Here is a 22,710-nt window from a genome sequence, read left to right as displayed (position 1 = left end):
TCGCGAAGGGCCGGTTTCCATGAGCTCCGCTCCGCGTTCGCTGTCCGCGGCCCAGGCCGGTGTGTGGTACGCCCAGCAACTCGATCCGCAGAATCCGACGCACAGTGTGGCCGAGTACCTGGACCTGCGAGGGCCGGTGGACGTCCGCCTGCTCGCGGAGTCGGCCCGGATGGCCTTCCAGGAACTGGATTTCCTGCGCGTGCGGGTGCGTCAGGACGGCGACTGGGTCTGCCAGGTGCTGGCCGACAGCTCGGACTGGCGACCGTCCGTGCTGGACCTGCGTGCTGAGTCCGACCCGGAAGCCGTTGCGCTGCAATGGATGCGACGCGAGCTGCACACCCCGGTCGAGCTCGCGCGAGGACCGATGTTCACCGTCGCGATCTTCGTGCTCGATGACGAGCGGACCCTGATGTACCAGCGTGGCCACCACATCGCCACCGACGGCTTCGGCGGCATGATGATGGCGCGCAGGCAGTCCGAGATCTACAACGCGTTGCTGCGCGGCGAAACCCCCGCACCGACCACCGCGGGCTCGCTGGCGGACTACCTGGCCGACGACGCCGCGTACCGCGCGTCGGAGCAGTTCACGGCGGACCGCGCGTTCTGGCTCGACCGGATGGCGGGCGCGCCCGACCCGGTCACGTTCTCACCCCGCACGGCCGATCCGGCGCGCGACTTCCTTCGCGTCACCACGCATGTGCCCGCCGACGTGGCGAACCGGTTGCGCGCCTTGGGACGCGAGTGCCGCACCACGTTGTCGGCTGTCATGATCGCGGCGACGGCCGTGCAGCTGCAGCGGACGACCGAGGCGGACGAGGTGCTGCTGGGCCTGCCCGTGCCCGGCCGCAAGGGTTCGGCGGCGCGTGACAACGTCGGCACGATGGCCAACGAGCTGCCGCTGCGCGTGCGGGTGGACCCGAGGGCCGGGCTGCGGGAACTGTTGCGGCACATCGCCCAGGAGACCGTGCGGCTGGTGCGCCACCAGCGTTACCGGTGGGAGGACCTGCGCCGCGACCTCAACCTGGTCGGCCGCAGGCTGTTCGGGCCGGTCGTCAACTACATGGCGTTCTCCTACGACTTATCGTTCGGCGAGGCGAAGGCGGTGGCGTCCAACAACCTGTCCAACGGCGCGGTCGAGGACATGGCGTTCGTTGTGTACGACCGGTTCCCCGACGGTTCGTTGCGCATCGACTGCAACGCCAACCCGGCGGCTTACTCCATCGAGGACGTCAGGGCCACCCTGTGCCGGTTCGAGATCGTGCTGCGGGCGTCGGCCGGCGCCGATCCCGACGCACCGCTGGCGTGCCTTGACGTGGTCGCTCCGGTGGAACGTGCGCAGGTCGCCTCGTGGTCGCAGGGGCCCTCGCACGACGTGCCGGCCGTATCGGTCGCGGACCTGTTCGCGGAGCGCGCGGCTTCGCAGCCGGACGCGACGGCGCTCGTGTTCGAGGACGCCGTGCTGACCTACCGCGAGCTGAACGAGCGGGCGAACCGGTTGGCGCATCTGCTGATCGAGCGCGGCGTGCGGCCGGAGTCGGTGGTGGCGCTGGTGCTGCCGCGATCCGTCGAGCTGGTCGTCGCCCTGCTGGCCGTGCTGAAGTCCGGCGGCGCGTACCTGCCGATCGACCCGGACTACCCGGCCGGCCGCATCGAGTACGTGCTGCGGGACGCGGAGCCGGCGCTGACCATCCGTGACGGGTCACTCTTCGCGGAGTCCTCGAGCCGTTCGGCGGACAACCCGGAAATCCCTGTGGCACCGGCACATCCGACGTTCGTGCTGTACACGTCCGGGTCGACCGGACGGCCCAAGGGCGTGGTGGTCCCGCGGTCGGCGCTGACGAACTTCGTGCTGTCGATGGCCGAGCGGTTCGTGCTGTCCGGTGGGGACCGGCTGGCCGCGGTCACGACGATCGCGTTCGACATCGCGGCCCTGGAGCTGTACGTGCCGCTGGTGTCCGGCGCGGCGGTCGTCCTGGCGCCGAAGCCCGTCGTACGGGATCCGGCGGCACTGCTCGGCCTGATCCAGCGCGAGCGCGTGACGATCATGCAGGCGACGCCGTCGCTGTGGCAGGCGCTGCTGACGCAGGACGCGGAAAGCCTGCGGGGCCTGCGGATGCTGGTCGGTGGCGAGGCGCTGCCCGCCGATCTCGCCGCTGACATGCGCAAGTACGGCGACACCGTCACGAACCTCTACGGCCCGACCGAGACGACGATCTGGTCGACCGCGGCCGACGTCGGCGACCACGTGCACATCGGCGGACCGATCCGGAACACCGGCGTGCACGTGCTGGACCACGCCCTCCGGCCGGTCGCGCCCGGCATGCAGGGCCACCTGTACATCACCGGTGCGGGCCTGGCGCGCGGGTACTTCGGCCGGCCCGCGCTGACCGCGGAACGGTTCGTCGCCTGTGCGCACGGACGCATGTACCGCACCGGGGACCTGGCGCGGTGGGGTTCTGATGGCGCACTGGAGTTTCTCGGCCGCGTGGACGACCAGGTGAAGATCCGCGGCTTCCGGATCGAGCTGGGCGAGGTCGAGGTCGTGCTCGCCGAGCACCCGGCCGTGACACGAGCGGTTGTCGTCGCGCGGGACACCGTGCTTGTCGGGTACGTGACCGGTCGCGTCTCGCCGGACGACCTGCGGGCGCACGCGGCGAGGTCGTTGCCGGACTACATGGTTCCGTCCGCGATCGTGGTCGTGGACGAGTTCCCGTTGACCCCCAACGGAAAGGTCGACCGCAGGGCGTTGCCCGAACCGGCTGCGGGCGGGACCGGACGGCCGCCGCGCACGCCGGTCGAGGCGACGTTGCGCGACCTGTTCGCGGACGTGCTGGAGCGGCCCGAGATCGGCATCGACGACGACTTCTTCGCCAACGGCGGTCAGTCGTTGCGAGCGGCCAAGCTGATCAGCCGGATCTCCGCCGTGCTGGACGTGGAGATCCCGCTGCGGATCGTCTTCGAGGCGCCCACGGTCGCGCGGCTCGCCGAGCACGTCGGTTCCGGGCAACGGGCCCGGCGCCCGCTGGTCGCGGGGGAGCGGCCCGAGCGGCTGCCGTTGTCGTTCGCGCAGCACCGGCTGTGGTTCCTGAACCGGCTGGCGGACCACGGCCCCGCGTACAACATGCCGTTCTTCGTGCGGCTGACCGGTGTGCTCGACGTGCCCGCGCTGCGGCAGGCGGTGCGGGACGTGACCACGCGGCACGAGAGCCTGCGCACGGTCTTCGAGGAGATCGCCGGTGAACCGCACCAGGTCGTACTGCCGTCCGGTGCCGAGCTCGCGGTGGTGTCGGTCGCTTCGGACGAGCTGGACGCGGCCGTGTCGGCGGAGGTGGCGACCGGGTTCGACCTGGAGCAGGAACCGCCGCTGCGCGTGACGCTGTACGCGCTGGGGCCGCAGGACTTCGCGTTGCTGATCGTGGTCCACCACATCGCCGCCGACGGCTGGTCGATGTCGCCGCTGGCCCGCGACCTGTCGCTCGCTTATGCAGCGCGGGTTTCCGGTACATCTCCGGCCTGGCCGTCGTTGCCCGTGCAGTACGCGGACTACGCGCTGTGGCAACGGGACGTGCTCGGTGATCTGTCCACTCAGGAGGGATTCTGGACTGACGCGCTCGCCGGTCTGCCGCAGGTTCTGCCGCTGCCCACCGACCGGCCACGACCCGCCGTCGCGTCGGACGCCGGTGAAGTCGTCGAGACGCGGTTCGACCCGGAGCTGCACGCGCGGATCCGGCGACTGGCGACCGCGCACGGCGCGACGCTGTTCATGGTGGTGCAGGCGGCGCTGTCGGCGTTGCTGACGCGGATGGGCGCGGGCACGGACATCCCGCTCGGCTCACCGGTGGCCGGCCGGACCGAGGAGGTGCTCGACGACCTCGTCGGGTTCTTCGTCAACACGGTCGTGCTGCGCACCGACACCTCGGGCGACCCGACGTTCCGCGAGCTGCTGGCGCGCGTGCGGGAAAGGGACCTGGCAGCGTTCGCGCACCAGGACGTGCCGTTCGAGCGGGTCGTGGAGCTGGTCAACCCGGAACGGTCGACGGCGTACCACCCGCTGTTCCAAGTCATGCTCGGCATGGAGAACGCCCTGGAGGCGCGGCTCGACCTGGTGGGAATGACGGGCGAGACGCGAGCGACTGACTTGAGCGCGGCCAAGTTCGACCTCATGGTGGACCTGGTCGACTCGTCCGGGCTGACGGCGTTGACCTACTACCGCACGGACCTGTTCGACCGCGGTTCGGTGACCTTGCTGCTCGACCGGCTCGTGCGCCTGCTCGACGCCGTGACCGCCGACCCGGACGTCCGCATCGGTGACATCGAGCTGGGTGACGAGGTCGATGCCTTCGGTCCCGTTCGCGATGTTCCGGAGACCACGATCGCGCGGATCTTCGAGGCGCAGGTGCGGCGCACGCCCGATGCCGTCGCTCTGGTGTGTGAGGACGTCCGGCTGACGTTCCGCGCGCTCAACGCGTGGGCGAACCGGCTGGCCCGCGACCTGGTGCTGCGCGGGGTTGGCCCGGAGACCGTGGTGGCGCTGGCGTTGCCGCGCTCCGCGGAGTACGTCGTGGCGCTGCTGGCCGTGCTCAAGGCCGGTGGCGCGTACCTGCCGCTGGACCTGGCGCAGCCGGACGAGCGGCTCGAGTTCGTGCTCGACGACGCGCGGCCGGTGCTCGTGCTGCGGTCGGCCACACCGTCCTCCGTGGACGATGCTGATCTGGATGTCCCGCTGTCGCCGGACAACGCGGCGTACGTGATCTACACCTCGGGCTCGACCGGGCGGCCCAAGGGTGTTGTGGTCGCGCATCGCGGCGTGGTCAACCTGTTCCACGACCACCGCGAGATCATCGAGGGATCGTTCGCACTGACCGCCGCGTTCTCGTTCGACACCTCGTGGGAGGGCCTGCTGTGGCTGCTCGCGGGGCACGAGCTGCACCTGCTGACCGAGGACGTGCGGCGTGACGTGCACGCCGTGGTGCGGTACGTCGGCGAGCACGGGATCGGCGCTCTCGACGTCACGCCCTCGTACGCTTCGCTGTTGCTCGACGCGGGCCTGCGCGTCCCGGTTCTGTTGCTGGGCGGGGAGAACGTGCCCGCCTCCCTGTGGAATTCGTTGCGCGGTGGAGAAAAGGTTTACAACTTCTACGGGCCGACCGAGGCGTCGGTGGACACCGTCGGCGGCGTGGTCGAAGGCGACGTTCCGTTGATCGGCCGTCCACTGTGGAACACCGGCGCGCACGTGCTGGACGACCGGCTGCGGCCGGTGCCGATCGGTGTGCCGGGCGAGCTGTACCTGTCCGGTCCGCACGTCGCCCGCGGCTACCTGGGCCGGCCGGACCTGACCGCGCAACGATTCGTGGCCTCGGCGTTCGGGCGCATGTACCGCACCGGTGACCTGGTGCGGTGGAACTCTTCTGGGCAGTTGGAGTTCCTCGGTCGTACCGACGACCAGGTGCAGATCCGCGGGTTCCGGATCGAGCCGGGTGAGGTCGAGGACGCGCTGCGCAGGCACCCGGACGTCACACAGGCAGCGGTGGTCGTGCGGGACGGGGTGCTGGTCGCCTACGTGGTGGGCGGCACGAGGCTGCGCGAGCACCTGGAGTCGTTGCTGCCGAGCTACATGCTGCCGTCGGCGATCGTCTCGCTCGACTCGTTGCCGCTGACGTCGCACGGCAAGCTCGACCGTTCCGCCCTGCCCGCCCCGGAGTTCACGTCGGTCGGTCGCGGGCCGCGCACGCCGCGCGAGGAGATCCTGTGCGGGCTGTTCGCGGACGTGCTGGGCGTGCCGCGCGTGGGCGTGGACGACTCGTTCTTCGCGCTGGGCGGTCATTCGCTGCTCGCCACCCGGCTGGTCAGCCGCGTCCGGGCCGCGCTCGGCGTCGAGCTGCCGATCCGGGCCGTGTTCGCCGCGCCCACGGTCGCCGCGCTCGCCGCGCAGAGCTTCGCGGAAGCGCGCACCCCGCTGGTGCGCCGGGAACGGCCCGAGCGCGTGCCGCTGTCGTTCGCGCAGCAGCGGCTGTGGTTCCTCAACCGGTTCGAGGACAGCGCCAACTACCACATGCCGTTCTACGTGACGTTGTCCGCGGACCTCGACGTCGCGGCGTTCGAGCTGGCGTTGCAGGACGTCGTGTGGCGGCACGAGGCGTTGCGCACGATCTACCCGGATCTCGATGGCGAGCCGTACCAGCTGGTGGTCGACCGGGTTCCGTCCCTGATGGACGATCCGGAGATCGAGCGGTTCAAGGTGGAGCCGTTCGACTTGTCGGTGGACCTGCCGGTGCGGGCTTCGCTGTTCTCTCTTGACGAGGGGTACGGCTTCCTGCTGCTGGTGCACCACATCGCGGGCGACGGCTGGTCGATGGTGCCGCTGGCGCGCGACCTGTCTGTTGCTTATGCGGCGCGGGTTTCCGGTGTGGCGCCGTCGTGGCCTGATCTGCCCGTGCAGTACGCGGACTACACGCTGTGGCAACGGGAGCTCGCCGATCTGCCGGCCCAGGAGGAGTTCTGGACGCGGGCGCTGGAGGGTCTGCCAGCGGAGATCGCGCTGCCCGCCGATCGGCTACGGCCCGCGCAGCCGAGCTATCGCGGCGGTGTCGTGCCCATTCGGTTGGAGCCTTCGCTGCACCAAAGGCTGCTCGATCTGGCCCGCGGGTGCGACGCCACGTTGTTCATGGTGCTGCAAACGGCCCTGTCCGCGTTGCTGACCAGGCTCGGTGCGGGTACCGACATCCCGCTCGGGTCCGCGGTCGCCGGTCGCACCGACGAGGCGCTGGACGACCTGGTCGGGTTCTTCGTGAACACCCTGGTGTTGCGGACCGACGTGAGCGGTGACCCGACCTTCCGGGAGCTGCTCGGCCGCGTGCGGGAGGTGGACCTCGCCGCGTATGCGCACCAGGACGTGCCGTTCGAACGGCTGGTGGAGCTGCTCAATCCGGTCCGGTCGGCCGCGCGGCACCCGCTGTTCCAGGTGATGCTCGTGCTGCAGAACAACGAGCACAGCGTGCTGTCGCTGCCCGGTGCGGAGCGGGGGATCGATGTCAGCATCGACGCGGCCAAGTTCGATCTGAACTTCAACCTGCGTGAGCAGGACGGGGTGCCGGGGATCGAGGGGGAGGTCGAGTACAGCGCGGACCTGTTCGACCGCGCGACCGTTGAGACTCTGTCCGCGCGGCTGGTCCGGTTCCTGGCGGCGGTCGTCGAGGAACCCGGCCGGCCGATCAGCGAGATCGAGATCCTTGGTGTCGAGGAGCGGCAGCGGATTCTGGTCGAGTGGAACTCGACCGAGGTCGAAGTCGCGCCGGAAACGTTTGCGTCGCTGTTCGCGGCGCAGGTGCGGCGCACGCCGGATGCGGTGGCGGTGGTGTATGAGGCCGAGATGGGGTCCGCAAATACTACCAACCCTTCATTTGGTGGTACTTGCAGAAAACTTGAAACAGGAAACCTGACTTATCGGCAGTTGGATGAGCGATCCAACCGCCTAGCGCGCAGGTTGCTCGGCGAGGGCGCCGGACCCGAGCGCGTCGTCGCGGTCGCCCTGCCCCGATCGCTCGACCTGGCGGTCGCCCTCGTGGCCATCGCCAAGACCGGCGCCGCCTTCCTGACCCTCGACATCGAGCAGCCCCGCGACCGCATCGACACGATCCTCGCCGACGCGCGTCCCGTGTACGTCATCACCGACGCGTCGGCCGACGAACCCGACGACGCCCTACAGCTGCCCGACCTCCTGCCGGACCACCCGGCGTACCTGGTCTACACGTCGGGCTCGACCGGCACACCCAAGGGCATCGTCCAGACGGTCCGCAGCATGCGGAACCTGATCGCGTGGCACGTCAGCGAGTGCGACACGAGCGGCCGTACCGCGCAGTTCCTGTCGCTGGCCTTCGACTTCGTCATCATGGAAGTGCTGCCGGTGCTGGCCTCCGGCGGCACGCTCGTCATCGCGCCCGACGACGTGCGGCGCGACATGGAGCGGTTCGCGGCGTGGCTGCGGCGCCACGAGGTCACCCGGCTGTTTGCGCCGCTGCCGGTGATCGACGCGCTGCTGGAGGTTGCGCCCGACGCGCTCGGGCAGCTCCGGGAGCTGCTGCAGGGTGGCGAGGCGTTCCGGCTCGGGCCGGCGCTGCGGGAGCTGTGCCGCGCGCACCCGAACCTGCGCGTGCGCAACTCGTACGGCCCCGCGGAGATCCACACGTCGTCGATGGAGTTCCTCGACCCGGACGTGGACACGTGGCCCGCGGTCGCGTCGATCGGCTGTCCACTGTGGAACGTCCCGAACTACGTGCTGGACGCCTCGTTGCGGCCGGTGCCCGTGGGGGTGCCGGGCGAGCTGTACATCGGGGGACCCGGCCTCGCCCGCGGCTACCTCGGTCGAGCCGACCGCACCGCGGAACGATTCGTTGCGAACCCCTTCGGGGAGGGGCGTATCTACCGCACCGGCGACCTCGTGCGGTGGGACAACGACGGCAAGCTGCACTTCATCGGACGAACCGACGACCAGGTGAAGATCCGCGGCCTGCGGGTCGAGCTCGGCGAGGTCGAGGCGGTGCTCGGGCGGTTCGCCGGGGTGCGGGCCGCGAAGGCCGTCCTGCACGAACGCCGGCTGATCGGGTGTGTCACACCGTCCACGGTGGACGTCGCAGCGCTGCGCGCGTTCGTGGCGTCCGTGCTGCCGGAGCACATGGTGCCGGCCGGGTTCGTGACCGTCGACGAGCTTCCGTTGACGCCGAACGGCAAGGTCGATCGCGCGGCGCTGATGTCGCGTGAGCACCAGGCACCGTCGCGGGAGCCGCGGAACGCCGTGGAACGGCAGCTGTGCACGTTGTTCGCCGACGTGATCGGGATCGCCTCGGTCGGCGTGGACGACAACTTCTTCGCGCTCGGCGGTCATTCGCTGCTCGCGACTCGCCTTGTCAGCCGGATTCGCTCACGGCTCGGTGCGGACGTGCCGATCCAGGCCGTCTTCAGCGCACCCACGCCGGCCGGACTCGCCGAGCTGGTGGACAACGGCGAACGCGCGCGCCTGCCGCTGGTGCCGGTGGCGCGGCCGAACCGGGTGCCGTTGTCGTTCGGTCAGCGCAGGCTGTGGTTCCTGCATAGGCTCGATCCGGACAGCACGGCCTATGACCTGCCGATGCGGTTGCGGCTGAAGGGAAAACTGAACGCCGAGGCATTGCGGTTGGCGATGTCGGACGTGCTCAACAGGCACGAGTCGTTGCGGACGATCTTCCCTGAGGTTGACGGGGAGCCGTACCAGGTCGTGGTCGACTCGCCGGAGTGGCCGGAGCGGTTCGACCTGACCAAGGACATCCCGGTCCGGTTCTCGTTGACATCACACGGCGACGAGCACGTCCTGGACATCGTCGTGCACCACATCGCGGCGGACGGCTGGTCGCTCGCGCCGCTGGCCCGGGACCTGTCGCAGGCCTATGCGGCACGGGTTTCCGGTGGTGAACCGGAGTGGGAGCCGTTGCCCGTCCAGTACGCGGACTATGCGCTGTGGCAACGGGACGTGCTCGACCTGGACGGTCAGATCGAGTACTGGCGGGATGCGCTCGCCGGGCTGCCCGAACGGCTGGAGCTGCCGGTAGACCATCCGCGCCCCGCGGTCGCCGGACGCGAGGGCGACCGCGTGACGTTCGACGTGGACGTCGCTCTGTACCAGGACATCGTGGCGCTGGCGCGGTCGAGCGGCACGACCGTGTTCATGGTGATCCAGGCGGCGCTGGCGCTGCTGTTGCGCGGACTCGGTGCGGGGACGGACATCCCGATCGGCACGCCGATCGCCGGGCGCACCGACGAGGCGCTCGACAACCTGGTCGGGTTCTTCGTGAACACCCTGGTGTTGCGCACCGATGTGCACGGCGATCCGTCGTTCCTGGAGCTGCTGGTACGGGTGCGCGAGACGGACCTCGCTGCGTACGCGCATCAGGACGTGCCGTTCGAGCTGCTCGTCGAGGAGCTGAACCCGGTGCGGTCCACCGCGCATCACCCGTTGATCCAGGTGTTGCTGGCGTTGCAGAACAACGCCGAGGCGGTGCTGGACCTGCCCGGCGTGACCGCGACGCCCGAGCGGGTGCCGACCGGTGGCGTGACGTTCGACCTGGCGATCAGCCTCGACGAGCACGCCGGTGGCATGCACGGCGTGGCGGAGTTCCGCACGGACCTCTTCGAGCCGCACACCGTGCGGTCGCTGACGACCCGGCTCGTGCGGCTGCTGCGCGAGGTCACCACTGATCCGGAGTTGCGGCTCAGCCAGGTCGACGTGCTGACGCGGACGGAACGCGCGCGCGTGCTTGGCGAGTGGATCGACACCCGTGCCGAGATCCCCGCGGCGTCGTTCGACTGCCTGTTCCGCGCCCAGGTCCGGCGCACGCCGGACGCGGTCGCGGTGGTGAGCGCCGAGACGTCGTTGTCCTACATGGGACTCGACGAGCACGTGGGCCGGCTCGCGGGGTGGCTGGCGGACCAGGGCGTCGGCGTCGGTGATGTGGTGGCGTTGTTGCTGCCGCGGTCCGCGGACACGATCATCGCGATGCTGGCGGTGATGCGCGCCGGTGCCGCCTACCTGACGATCGACCCCGCGTACCCGGCCGAGCGGATCGCGTTCCTGCTCGACGACGCGCGGCCCGCGTTGGTGTTGCGGGAAGTACCGGACACCTTCGGCTGCTTCGACCCGTGCGTCGAGGTGCCGCCCGGCACGGTCGCGTACCTCTCGTACACCTCGGGCTCGACCGGCCGGCCGAAGGGCGTCGCGGTGACGCACAACGGTTTCGCGACCCTCGTCGCCGTGCAGGCCGAACACCTCGGTGGCGGCGTCGGGAAGCGCGTGCTGCAGTTCTCCGCCCTCGGCTTCGACGCGATCTTCTTCGAGACGTGCCACGCCCTGCTGTCCGGTGCCGCGCTCGTGATCCCGTCGGACGAGGAACGCCTGTCGATCGCGGACTTCATGCACGCGCAGGCGATCACCCACACCGTCCTGACGCCGACCGTGGTGGCGGCGTTCACCCGGCCGCTGCCGTCGCTGGAGCGGCTCATCATCACCGGTGAGGCGGTCCCGCCCGAGCTCGCCGCGCGCTGGTCGGCGATCAACGGCTACGGGCCGACCGAGTCGACCGTGTGCACGACCTTGAGTGAGCCGGTGACCGGCGGTGTGGCGCCGATCGGTAAGCCGATCAAGAACACCCGCACGTACGTGCTGGACGAGTGGCTGCGGCCGGTGCCGCCGGGCGTGCCGGGCGAGCTGTACATCGCGGGCGCCGGCCTCGCCGCCGGGTACTGGCGCCGGGCTGCGCTCACGGCCGAGCGGTTCGTCGCGAACCCGTTCGAGGCCGGGCAGCGCATGTACCGCACGGGTGACGTCGTGCGCTGGGACTCCGCCGGGCGGCTGCACTTCCTCGGCCGCGCCGACGAGCAGGTCAAGCTGCGCGGTGTCCGGATCGAGCTCGGGGAGATCCGGGCCGTGCTCGCCGGACACGTCCGGGACGCCGTCGTCGTGCTGCGCGACGAACAGCTCGTCGCCTACGTGACGCCCGAGACCGCCGACACCGCCGCGCTGCGCGCCGTTTGTGCGGCCAGCCTGCCGAGCTACCTGGTGCCGGCGATCGTCGCGCTGGCCGAGCTTCCGCTGACGCCGCACGGCAAGCTCGACCGGGCCGCGTTGCCCGCGCCCACCGGCTCCGAGTCCCGGCCACGCGGTGCCCGCGAGGAGATCCTGTGCGGGCTGTTCGCCGAGGTGCTCGGGGTGGAAACCGTTGGCCCGCAGGACGACTTCTTCGCGCTCGGCGGACACTCGCTGCTCGCGACGAAGCTGCTGAGCCGGGTGCGGACCGCGCTCGGTGCCGACGTGCCGCTGCAGGCCGTGTTCGACGCACCCACCCCGCAGCGGCTCGCCGAGATCGCCACGGGATCGGTGCGGCCCCGGCTGACCGCGCGGCCTCGCCCGGCGCGCGTGCCGCTCTCGCCCGCGCAGCGCAGACTGTGGTTCCTGCACCGGCTCGACCCGGACAGCACTGCCTATGACGTGCCGATGCGGTTGCGGCTCAAGGGAAAGCTCGACGCGTCGGCGTTGCGGCTGGCGATGTCGGACGTGCTGGCGCGGCACGAGTCGTTGCGGACGATCTTCCCTGAAGTCGACGGGGAGCCGTACCAGGTTGTCGTCGACTCGCCGGAGTGGCCGTCGCGGTTCGACCTGACGAAGGACATTCCCATCCGTTTCTCGCTCACTCCGGACGGCGACGATCACGTGCTGGAGATCGTGCTGCACCACATCGCGGGTGACGGCTGGTCGCTGGTCCCGCTGGCCCGGGACCTCTCCACGGCCTATGCGGCACGGGTTTCCGGTGTCGAGCCGGACTGGGTTCCATTGCCCGTCCAGTACGCGGACTACGCGTTGTGGCAGCACGAGATGCTCGATCTCGACCGCCAGCTCGACTTCTGGACGAGCGAGCTGGCCGGTCTGCCGGAGTCACTGAACCTGCCCACCGGCCGGGGCGCCGGTCCGGGTGCGGACACGGTCGAGATCTCGCTGCCATCAGGCATCGCCGAGCTGGCGAGGAGCACCGGCACGACCCCACACATGGTGTTGCAGGCCGCTGTGGCGGCGTTGCTGACGCGGATCGGCGCTGGCACCGACATCCCGATCGGCACCGCGGTCGCGGGCCGCACCGACGCCGCGCTCGACGATCTGGTCGGGTTCTTCGTCAACACGCTGGTGCTGCGCACGGACGTGTCGGGCGACCCGTCGTTCCGCGAGCTGCTCGGCCGCGTCCGTGAGACGGATCTGAAGGCCTACGCGCACGCCGACGTCCAGCTCGACCGGCTCGTCGAGGTGCTCAACCCGAGCAGTCGCCGGCTGTTCCAGGTCATGCTGACCGTGCAGAACAACGAGGAGCCGGTGCTCGATCTGCCCGGTCTCGAGGTGGTGCCCGAGGAAGCCGGTGGCACGGAGGCGAAGTACGACCTGGCGTTCAGCTTCGACGAACGCGAGGGCACGCTCACCTACCGCACGGACCTGTTCGACCGGTGCGGCGTGCAGCGGCTCGCGGACCGGTTCAGCCGGCTGCTCACCGCGGTGCTGGCCGATCCGGACGCGCCGGTCAGCGCGGCCGATCTGGTCGATCCCGCGGAACGGCAGCGGCTCGTCCAGTTCGGCAACCACTCGGCGCCGGCCCGGACGCTGCATTCGTTGTTCCAGCACCAGGTTCGGCGCGGTCCGTACTCGTCCGCGCTGGTGTACGGCGACGGGACGCTGACCTATGCCGAGCTGAACGCCCGCGCGAACCGGTTGGCGCATCATCTGATCGCGCGGGGTGCCGGGCCGGAACAGGTGGTCGCGATCGCGTTGCCGCGCTCGGCCGACTACGTGATCGCGATGCTGGCGGTGCTCAAGTCCGGTGCCGCCTACCTGCCGCTGGACCTCGACCACCCGGCGGACCGCGTCGAGCAGATCATCGACGACGCTTCCCCGGTCGTCGTGATCACGCCTGAGCTGCTGCTGGCCGACGGACCTGACACCGAACCGCCGCACGTCACGGCCCCCGAGCACGCCGCGTACGTCATCTACACGTCGGGCTCGACCGGGCAGCCCAAGGGTGTCGTCGTCGAGCACCGCTCGGTCGCGGCCTACCTGGAGTACTGCGCGTCGGCGTATCCCGCGCTGCGCGGACGGACCCTGCTACACACGTCGTTCGCGTTCGACCTCACAGTGACCGGCTTGTGGGGCACGCTCACCACCGGCGGCTGTCTCGAAGTGTCCACTCTGGACGACGGCGCCCGGCCGACCTTCATGAAGGCCACGCCGAGCCACCTGCCGTTGCTGCCGGACGACACCTCGCCGACCAGGGAGATCCTGTTCGGTGGCGAGCACCTGCTCGGCGAGGTGCTGGACCCGTGGCGGCAGCGGCACCCGGACGTCACGGTGTTCAGCGTCTACGGCCCGACCGAGGCGACGGTCAACTGCACCGAGCACCGGCTGTCGCCCGGTGAGCCGACGCCGGCCGGTCAGGTGCCGATCGGCCGGCCGTTCCCGCACGTCACCGCGTACGTGCTCGACGAGCGGCTGCGGATGACGCCACCCGGTGTGAACGGCGAGCTGTACGTGTCCGGCGTGAACGTCGCCCGCGGTTATCTGGGCCGGTCCGCGCTCACGGCCGCGCGGTTCGTCGCCGACCCGTTCCAGGCGGGCGCGCGGATGTACCGCACCGGCGACATCGTGCGGTGGAACGACGACGGCACGCTCACGTGCGTCGGCCGGAGCGACGACCAGGTCAAGATCCGCGGCAACCGGGTCGAGCTCGGCGAGGTCGAGGCGGTGCTCGCGCGGCAGGAGGGCGTGCGCAACGCCGCCGTCGTCGCGCGCGACGACCGGCTCGTCGGGTACGTCGTCGGTGAGGTGCGCCAGGATGTGATCCGGCGCGCAATGGCTCTTGTGCTGCCGGACTACATGGTGCCGTCGGCGATCGTCGTGCTGGACGCGCTTCCGTTGACCGCCAACGGAAAGCTGAACCGCCGGGCGCTACCAGCACCGCGGTTCACCGCGACCGGCCGGGCGCCGCGCACAGCCCGGGAAGCGTTGATGTGCGACCTGTTCAGCAGCGTGCTGGGCGTCCCGCAGGTCGGCGTGGACGACGACTTCTTCGCGCTCGGCGGGCATTCGCTGCTGGCCACGAAGCTGGTGAGCCGGATCCGTGACGCGTTCGGCGTCGAGCTGCCGATCCGCGACGTCTTCACCGAGCCCACACCGCTGGGCCTGCTGACCGGGCTGGACGACGCCGACGCGGCCCGGCCGCCGTTGCGGCCGGTGCCCCGGCCCGATCGGGTGCCGTTGTCGTTCGCGCAACGCAGGCTGTGGTTCCTCAACCAGTTCGTCGGCGGCGCGGCGTACACGATGCCCGTAGTGCTGCGGCTGCGCGGGAAGCTGGACCGGGCGGCGTTGCGGCACGCGCTGGCGGACGTCGCGTGGCGGCACGAGTCGCTGCGCACGACGTTCCCCGAGATCGACGGCGAGCCGTACCAGGTCGTCGGTGACGATGTGCCCGAGCTGTCCGTTGTGGACGGTCTGGCCGGGTTCGACACGCATGCCGAGTTCGACCTCACCCGGGACCTGCCACTGCGCGCGACGCTATACGTCCTCGCGCCGCAGGAGCATGTGCTGCTGCTGGTGCTGCACCACATCGGCGCGGACGGCTGGTCCACCGCGCCGTTCGCCCGCGACCTCAGCGTGGCCTACGCGGCCCGGCTCGGCGGTCTCGCGCCGGACTGGGCACCGTTGCCGGTGCAGTACGCCGATCACACGCTGTGGCAGCGCGAGGTGCTGGGCGACGAGCAGGACCCGGACAGCGTGATCGCCCGGCAGATCGGGTTCTGGCGCAACGCTCTGCGGGACCTGCCGGACGAGCTGGCCCTGCCGTACGACCGGCCGCGGTCCGCCGCGCAACCGGGTGCCGCGGTGGCGATGAAGATCGACGCGAGTCTGCACACCCGTGTGGCCGGCCTGGCGCGAACCACCGGCACGACCATGTTCATGGTGGTGCAGGCGGCGCTGGCCGTCGTGCTGACCAGGCTCGGTGCGGGCGAGGACATCCCGATCGGCACGCCGCTCGCCGGCCGCACCGACGTCGCGCTCGACGACCTCGTCGGCTGCTTCCTCAACACGCTGGTGCTGCGCACCGACACGTCCGGCGACCCGACGGTGCGCGAGCTGCTCGACCGGGTGCGCGAGACCGACCTCGCCGCGCACTCGAACCAGGACCTGCCGTTCGAACGGCTCGTCGAGCTGCTCAACCCGCCGCGTTCGGAGTCGCGGCACCCGCTGTTCCAGGTCGTGCTCACCACGTTGAACGCCGACGACGGAACGCTCGAGCTGCCCGGTGTCGCGGTCGCGCAGGAACCGGCCGACCTGCCCAGCGCGAAGTTCGACCTGTCGCTGAACTTCAGCGAACAGCACGGGCGCAACGGCGAGCCCGCGGGCATCCGGTGCTTCACCGAGTACCGGGCGGACCTGTTCGACCCCGAGACGGTCGAGGCGATCCTGGAACGGATCGTGCGCGTACTCGACGGCATGGCCACGGATCCGGACATCCGGATCGGGGCGCTCGACGTGCTCGGCGCCGAGGAACGCGCGCTGCTGCAGGAGTTCTCCACCGGTCCGGTGGCCGGGCATCGTGACGACACCCTTAGCTCGGCGTTCGAGGCGCAGGTGGCTTTGTCGCCCGATGCTCCCGCGATCGTGGCATCCGGTGTGTCTCTGTCGTATCGCGAGCTGAACTCGTGGGCCAACTACGTGGCACGGACGCTCGTTTCGCGCGGAGTGCGGCCGGAGACGCCGGTCGGGGTGCGGATGCGGCGGTCGGCCGACCTGCTCGTCGCGATCATCGCGATCACCAAGGCGGGCGGCGTGTACGTGCCCGTCGACGACCGCGCGCCGGAGAGCAGGCAGCGGCTCGTGCTGGAGGACGCGGGCGTTTCCCTGGTGATCACTGACGATCTTCCTCGGGGTGCGGCGGAGAACCTCGGTGTGGCAGTGCATCCCGAGCAGCTCGCGTACGTCATGTACACGTCCGGTTCGACCGGTGTGCCCAAGGGTGTCGCTGTGCGGCAACGGGATGTGGTCGCCCTGGCGCGCGACACCGCGTTCGCGGACTCGGCGCACGACACCGTGCTGTTCCACTCGTCGCACGCGTTCGACGTCTCGACCTACGAGCTGTGGGTGCCGTTGTTGCGCGGCGGCACGGTCGTCGTCGCGCCGCACGGACTGCTCGACGCGTCGATCATGCGCGGGCTGATCGCCGACCACGGTGTGACCGCGGTGCACGCGACGGCCGGGTTGTTCACCGTGCTCGCCGAGGAGGCGCCGGACTGCTTCGCCGGTGTGGGCGAGGTGTGGACGGGTGGGGACGTCGTGCCCGCCGCGGCCGTGCGGCCGGTGCTGGAGGCGTGCCCCGGCACGGTCGTGGTGAACAGCTACGGGCCGACCGAGGCGACGCTGTGCGTGACGTCGCACCCGATGCGGTCGTTGCGCGATGTTCCCGCTGTGGTACCGATCGGGCGGCCGCTCGACGACACGCGGATGTACGTGCTCGACGCCCGGCTGCGGCTCGTGCCGTCCGGTGTTCCGGGCGACCTCTACCTGGCCGGTTCCGGGTTGGCGCGCGGCTATCACGGCCGGGGCGCGCAGACCGCGGAACGGTTCGTGGCGTGCCCGTTCGGCTCTGGTGAGCGGATGTACCGCACGGGCGACCAGGTGCGGTGGACCTCGACCGGCGTGCTCGAATTCCTTGGCCGCGCCGACGAACAGGTGAAGCTGCGCGGGTTCCGGATCGAGCTGGGTGAGGTCGAGGCGGCGCTCGCCGGTCATCCCGTGGTCAGCCAGGCCGTCGTCGCTGTCCGGCGGGACGCGGCGGGGGACAAGCAGCTTGTCGGCTACGTCATCCCCGCGTGTGTGGACGTGGCCGAGATCCGCGCGCACGTCGCGATGAAGCTGCCGGACTACATGGTGCCCGCCGCGATCGTCGCGCTGGAGACGTTGCCGATCACGTTGAACGGCAAGGTGGATCGGCGCGCGCTGCCGGATCCGTCGTTCACCACTGGCGACCGGGCGCCCCGCGACGCGCGCGAGGAGATCCTGTGCGGGCTCTTCGCCGAGCTGCTCGGTGTGCCGCGCGTCGGGATCGACGACGACTTCTTCCTGCTGGGCGGTCACTCGCTGCTGGCCACGAAGCTGGTGAGCCGCATCGACGCCGCCTTCGGCGTGCGGCTGTCGGTCCGGTCGGTCTTCCGGGCGCCGACCGTCGCCGCGCTCGCCGGGGAACTGTCGACCGGCCGGGCTTCGCAAGCCGCCCTGGTGCCGCGGGAACGCGGTGAGCGGGTGCCGTTGTCGTATGCGCAGCGCCGGATCTGGTTCCTGGACCGGCTCGGCCTGGCCGGCGCGGCCTACCACATGCGGTTCACCCTCCGGCTGTCCGGCGACCTGGACGTCCCGGCGTTGCGTTCCGCTCTGCTGGACGTCATTGCCCGGCATGAGTCGCTGCGCACGGTGTTCGTGCCGGTCGGCGACGAGCCGTACCAGCGGGTGGTCGAGCCGCGGGACGTGTTGTCCGTGCTGGACTTCGACCCCGAGTTCGCCGACCGGCCGTTCGACCTGAGCCGGGACCTGCCGGTCCGGGCCGGGCTCTTCGTGGTGGGGCACGAGGAGTACCTGGTCCAGCTGGTGTTGCATCACGTCGCGGGCGACGGCTGGTCGATGGGGCCGCTCGTGCGCGACGTCGCAACGGCCTACCGCGCGCGTATTCGGGGTGCTTTTCCCGACTGGCAGCCGTTGCCCGTCCAGTACGCGGACTTCACCCTGTGGCAGCGCGAGGCGCTCGGTGATGAGTCCGATATGGACAGTTCGTACTCGCGGCAGGTCGAGTTCTGGCGCCGTGAGCTCGCCGGGCTGCCTGAGGAGCTGGTGCTGCCGGTGGACCGGCCGCATCCCGCGGTCGCTGGGCCGGCCGGTGACCACGTGCTCGTCGACGTGGACCTTTCGCTGCACGAACGGATCGAGCACCTGGCCCGCACCACCGGCACGACCGTTTTCATGGTGTTGCAGGCGGCGCTGGCGCTCGTGTTGTCGCGGCACGGCGCGGGCACGGACATCCCGATCGGTACGCCCGTCGCCGGCCGCGCCGACACGGCACTCGACGAGCTGGTCGGGTGCTTCCTGAACACGCTGGTGCTGCGGACGGACGTGTCCGGTGACCCGTCGTTCTGTGAACTGCTGGCGCGGGTCCGGGAGACCGACCTCGCGGCGTACGAGCACCAGGACGTCCCGTTCGAACGGCTCGTGGAGGTGCTGAACCCGGAGCGCACGCTGTCGCGGCACCCGTTGTTCCAGGTGCTGCTGATGATCCGCGACTTCGACCCGCCCGCGCCCGATCTGCCCGGCGTCGAGGTGACCGAGGTGCCCGGCGACACCACGACCGCCAAGTTCGACCTCGCGTTCTGTTACTTCGCGGGTCCCGGCGGTGGTCGGTGTGGCGCCGAGTTCCGCACCGACCTGTTCGACCGCGAGACCGTCGATCGGCTGGTGCGGCGGCTGATCACCGTGCTGGACCAGGTGACGCGCGACCCCGGCATGTCCGTGGGATCCGTGGACGTGCTGCCCGCGGACGAGCGCGCGGAACTCGCGACCTGGTCGGTCGGTCCGGATCTCGTGCCGTCCGACGCGACGGTCGTATCGCTGTTCGAGGCCCAGGTCGCCCGCACACCCGACGCGCCCGCGGTGGCGTCCGATGGCTTCGTGCTCACCTACGCCGAGCTCAACGCGCAGGCCAACCGGCTGGCGCGGAGCCTGCGCGGGTTCGGCGCCGGGCCCGACCGCCGGGTGCGGGTCAGCGTTCCGCGATCCACGCGGCTGGTCGTGGCGCTGCTCGCCGTGCTGAAGTCCGGGGCGGCCTACGTGCCGGTCGATCCCGCGTCGCCACCGGAGTGGATCACCGGCATGACGAAGGATTCGTCCTTCTCGGTCGAGGTGACCGCGGATTGGCCGGAACCCGCGGATGACGACCGCGACCTGGAACCCGTGGATCCCGCGCACGCGGCCTACCTGATGTACACGTCCGGATCCACCGGCGTCCCGAAGGGCGTCGTGGTCGACCACCGCTCGCTCGCCACGTATCTGCGGGTCGCGGTCGACACCTACCCGGCGCTGCGCGACTCGGCGTTGCTGCACTCGTCGATCGCCGTCGACCTCACGGTCACCTCGCTGTGGGGACCGCTGGTCTCCGGCGGCCGGGTCGACGTGGGTGCTTTGGGCGGCAACAACTCCGCGTTCGTCAAGCTGACCCCGAGCCACCTCACGCTATTCGAACCGGTGCCGTGCCGCGACATCGTGGTCGGCGGCGAACAGCTGCTCGGCGAGATGCTGCGGCCGTGGCTGTCCGACGCGGTGTTCAACGAGTACGGCCCCACGGAGGCCACCGTCGGGTGTGTGGTGCACCGGGCCTCGACGGCCGACGGCCCGGTGCCGATCGGCCGGCCCGTGCCCGGAACGTCGGTGCACGTGCTGGACTCGCGGCTGCGGCCGGTGCCGCCGGGGGTGGTGGGCGAGCTCTACGTCGCCGGTCCGCAGGTGGCGCGCGGCTACTGGAACCGGCCCGCGCTGACCGCCTCGCGTTTCGTCGCGTGTGCCGGTGGGCGCATGTACCGGACCGGCGACCTCGTGCGCTGGGACAACCACGGGGTGCTGCACTACCTGGGCCGGGACGACGACCAGGTGAAGGTGCGCGGTCACCGGGTCGAGCTGGGCGCGGTCGAGGCGGCGCTGACCGCCCTGCCGCACGTGCGGCTCGCTGCCGCCGGGATGCGGCACGGCCGGCTCGTCGGGTGGATCGTGGCGGACGGACCGGTCGGTTCGGTGCGCGATCGGCTGGCCCGCGCGTTGCCCGACCACATGATCCCGGCCCGGATCGAGATACTGGACGCGATGCCGTTGGCGGGCAACGGAAAGCTCGACCGGTCGGCGTTGCCCGACCCCGCGCCGCTGCCGTCCGGACGCGCACCGGCCACCTGGCGCGAGGCACTGATCTGCCGCGTGTTCGCCTCGCTGTTCGGCGTCGAGTCGGTCGGTGTCGACGAGGACTTCTTCGCGCTGGGCGGACATTCCCTGCTCGCCGCGAAGCTGATCAGCCGGCTCGGCGGCGGCCTGTCCGTGCGTGATCTGTACGTCGCGCCAACACCTGCGGCGCTGGCCGCGTTGCTCGGCAGCGAGGAGCGGGGCGACCCGTTCGCACCCGTGCTGCCGCTGCGGCTCGGCGACGACCGGCCGCCGTTGTTCTGCGTGCACCCCGCCGGTGGCCTGGCGTGGTCGTACTCCGGGCTGCTGCGTCACCTCGACCCGGACCAGCCGGTGTACGGGCTGCAGGCGCCCAGCCTGTCGGATCCCTCGCTGATGCCGGCCACGGCCGACGAGCTCGCGGCGCAGCACCTCGAGCACATCCGCGAGATCCAGCCGTCCGGCCCCTACCACCTGCTCGGCTGGTCGTTCGGCGGCACGCTGGCGCACGCGATCGCCGCCGCACTGGAGGAATCCGGCGAGAAGGTCGCGCTGGTGGGGTTGCTCGACTCCTATCCCGCGCTCGACGCGCCCTTCACCGATCCTTCGGAGCACGAAGCCCTGTCGTTGCTGCTGGAGGTGTTCGGGGCGTCCTCCTCTGATGAGCCGCTCACCGCCGCGCAGGTCGCGGAGCTGTTGCGGGACAACGTGAGCGTGCCGTGCGAGCTCTCGCCCGAGCGGATCGACGCGATCACCGCGACGTTCCGCAACAACGGCCGCATCGCGCACGCGCACACCCCGCCCGTCTTCCACGGCGACGTCGTGCACCTCGCCGCCGCGGTGGACCAGCTCCCATCGGCGTCACCGCGGAACTGGCGGCCGTACGTGACCGGCTCGATCACGACCTACCTGGTCGCGGCGAGCCACAACCAGATGACCGGACCGGAGGCGGCCGCCGTGGTCGCGCACGTCGTGAGGGGTGAGGAATGAGCGTGCCGTTGCGGCGCAACTCGAGTTTCCACGCGCTGTGGGTCGGCGGGGTGACCGGACATCTCGGCCTGGAGGCCGTGGACGTCGCGTACCCGTTGCTGGTGCTGGCGATGACCGGGTCACCGGGCAAGGCCGGTGTCGTCGCGTCGGCGCTGCTGGCGACCGTGCTGGTGGTCGGGTTGCCCGCCGGGCACATCGTCGACCGGTACGACCGGCGGCGGATCCTGTTGCTGTCCGAGGGAATCCGGGCGGTCGCGGCGGCGACGATCGTGATCGCGATGTTCTTCGACGGCCTCGGTTTCGCGCACCTGATCGTGGTGGCGATGCTGCTCGGCGCCGCGGCACCGTTCGCCGGCCTCACCCGCATGCTGCTCGTCCGGGCCGTCGTCGCGCCGGACCAGGTGACCGCGGCGCTCACCGCGGAGGAGGTGCGGATCAACACCGCCCGGCTCGCCGGGCCACCGCTCGGTGGCCTGCTGTACGGCATGAAGGCCGTGCTGCCGTTCCTGTTCTGCGCGGTCGCGTTCGCCGTGTCGTGGCTGACCGTGCTGTTCGTCCGGGCGTCGCCCGCGGCCGGTTCCGGCCCCGCCGGTGGCCTGTTCGAGGGCATCGCAACGCTGATGCGCGACGCGAAGCTGCGCGTGGCCGTGCTGCTGGTGACCGCGATGTGCGCCGCGACCGGTCCGCTGGTGCTGATCACCGCGGTCGTGCTGGAACGACAGGACGCGCCGCCGTGGACGATCGGCCTCGCGTTGTCCGGTACCGCGGTCGGCGGTCTCTTCGGCGCGGCACTGGTGGCGCCGCTGCACCGCCGGTTCCGGCCGGGCGTGGTGCTGCTCGCGGTGATCGGCCTCGAGGTGCCGTTCATCGCGGCGCTGGCGTTGCCGTACGGACCGTGGTGGGTCGGTGGCGTGCTTCTCCTTGGCTCGATGGGACTTCCGGCGACTCGCGTACTGATGGACGTGCTCGTGTTCCGCGTGGTGCCCGACGAGGACCGCGGCAAGACCATGGCCGCAGTGCTCACCCTGTTCAGCGTCGGTGCACTGCTCGGCACCGCGCTGACCGGTTTCCTGCTGGAGAACCTGGCGCCCGCGACGTCGGTGCTGTTGTTGGCAGGTCTGATCGCCGCAGTCGTCGGCTGGGCGGCCACGCAACAGTCGCTGCGCCGCGCCGAGTGGCCCGCGTTGGTTTAGGAG

General features: G+C 70.8%; 2 protein-coding genes. Both read left to right on the top strand.

Translation table 11 applies throughout. The features are described from left to right. Positions 1-19: 19 nt before the first annotated feature. Positions 20-21,514: a non-ribosomal peptide synthetase gene (locus QSK35_RS08330; protein ID WP_285743906.1), complete on the top strand. Its 21,495-nt coding sequence runs from the start codon at positions 20-22 to the stop codon at positions 21,512-21,514. Then, entirely contained in the window at positions 21,511-22,707 is a 1,197-nt protein-coding gene (locus QSK35_RS08325) for an MFS transporter (RefSeq protein ID WP_285743904.1), read from the top strand. Before QSK35_RS08330 ends, QSK35_RS08325 begins: the two co-directional genes overlap by 4 nt. The last annotated feature ends 3 nt before the right edge of the window (positions 22,708-22,710 follow it).

This window comes from Lentzea sp. NBRC 105346 (genome assembly GCF_030269605.1).
GTDB lineage: Bacteria > Actinomycetota > Actinomycetes > Mycobacteriales > Pseudonocardiaceae > Lentzea.
The sequence above is the reverse complement of the archived record's forward strand: the minus strand, read 5'-3'. Positions and strand labels throughout refer to the sequence as shown.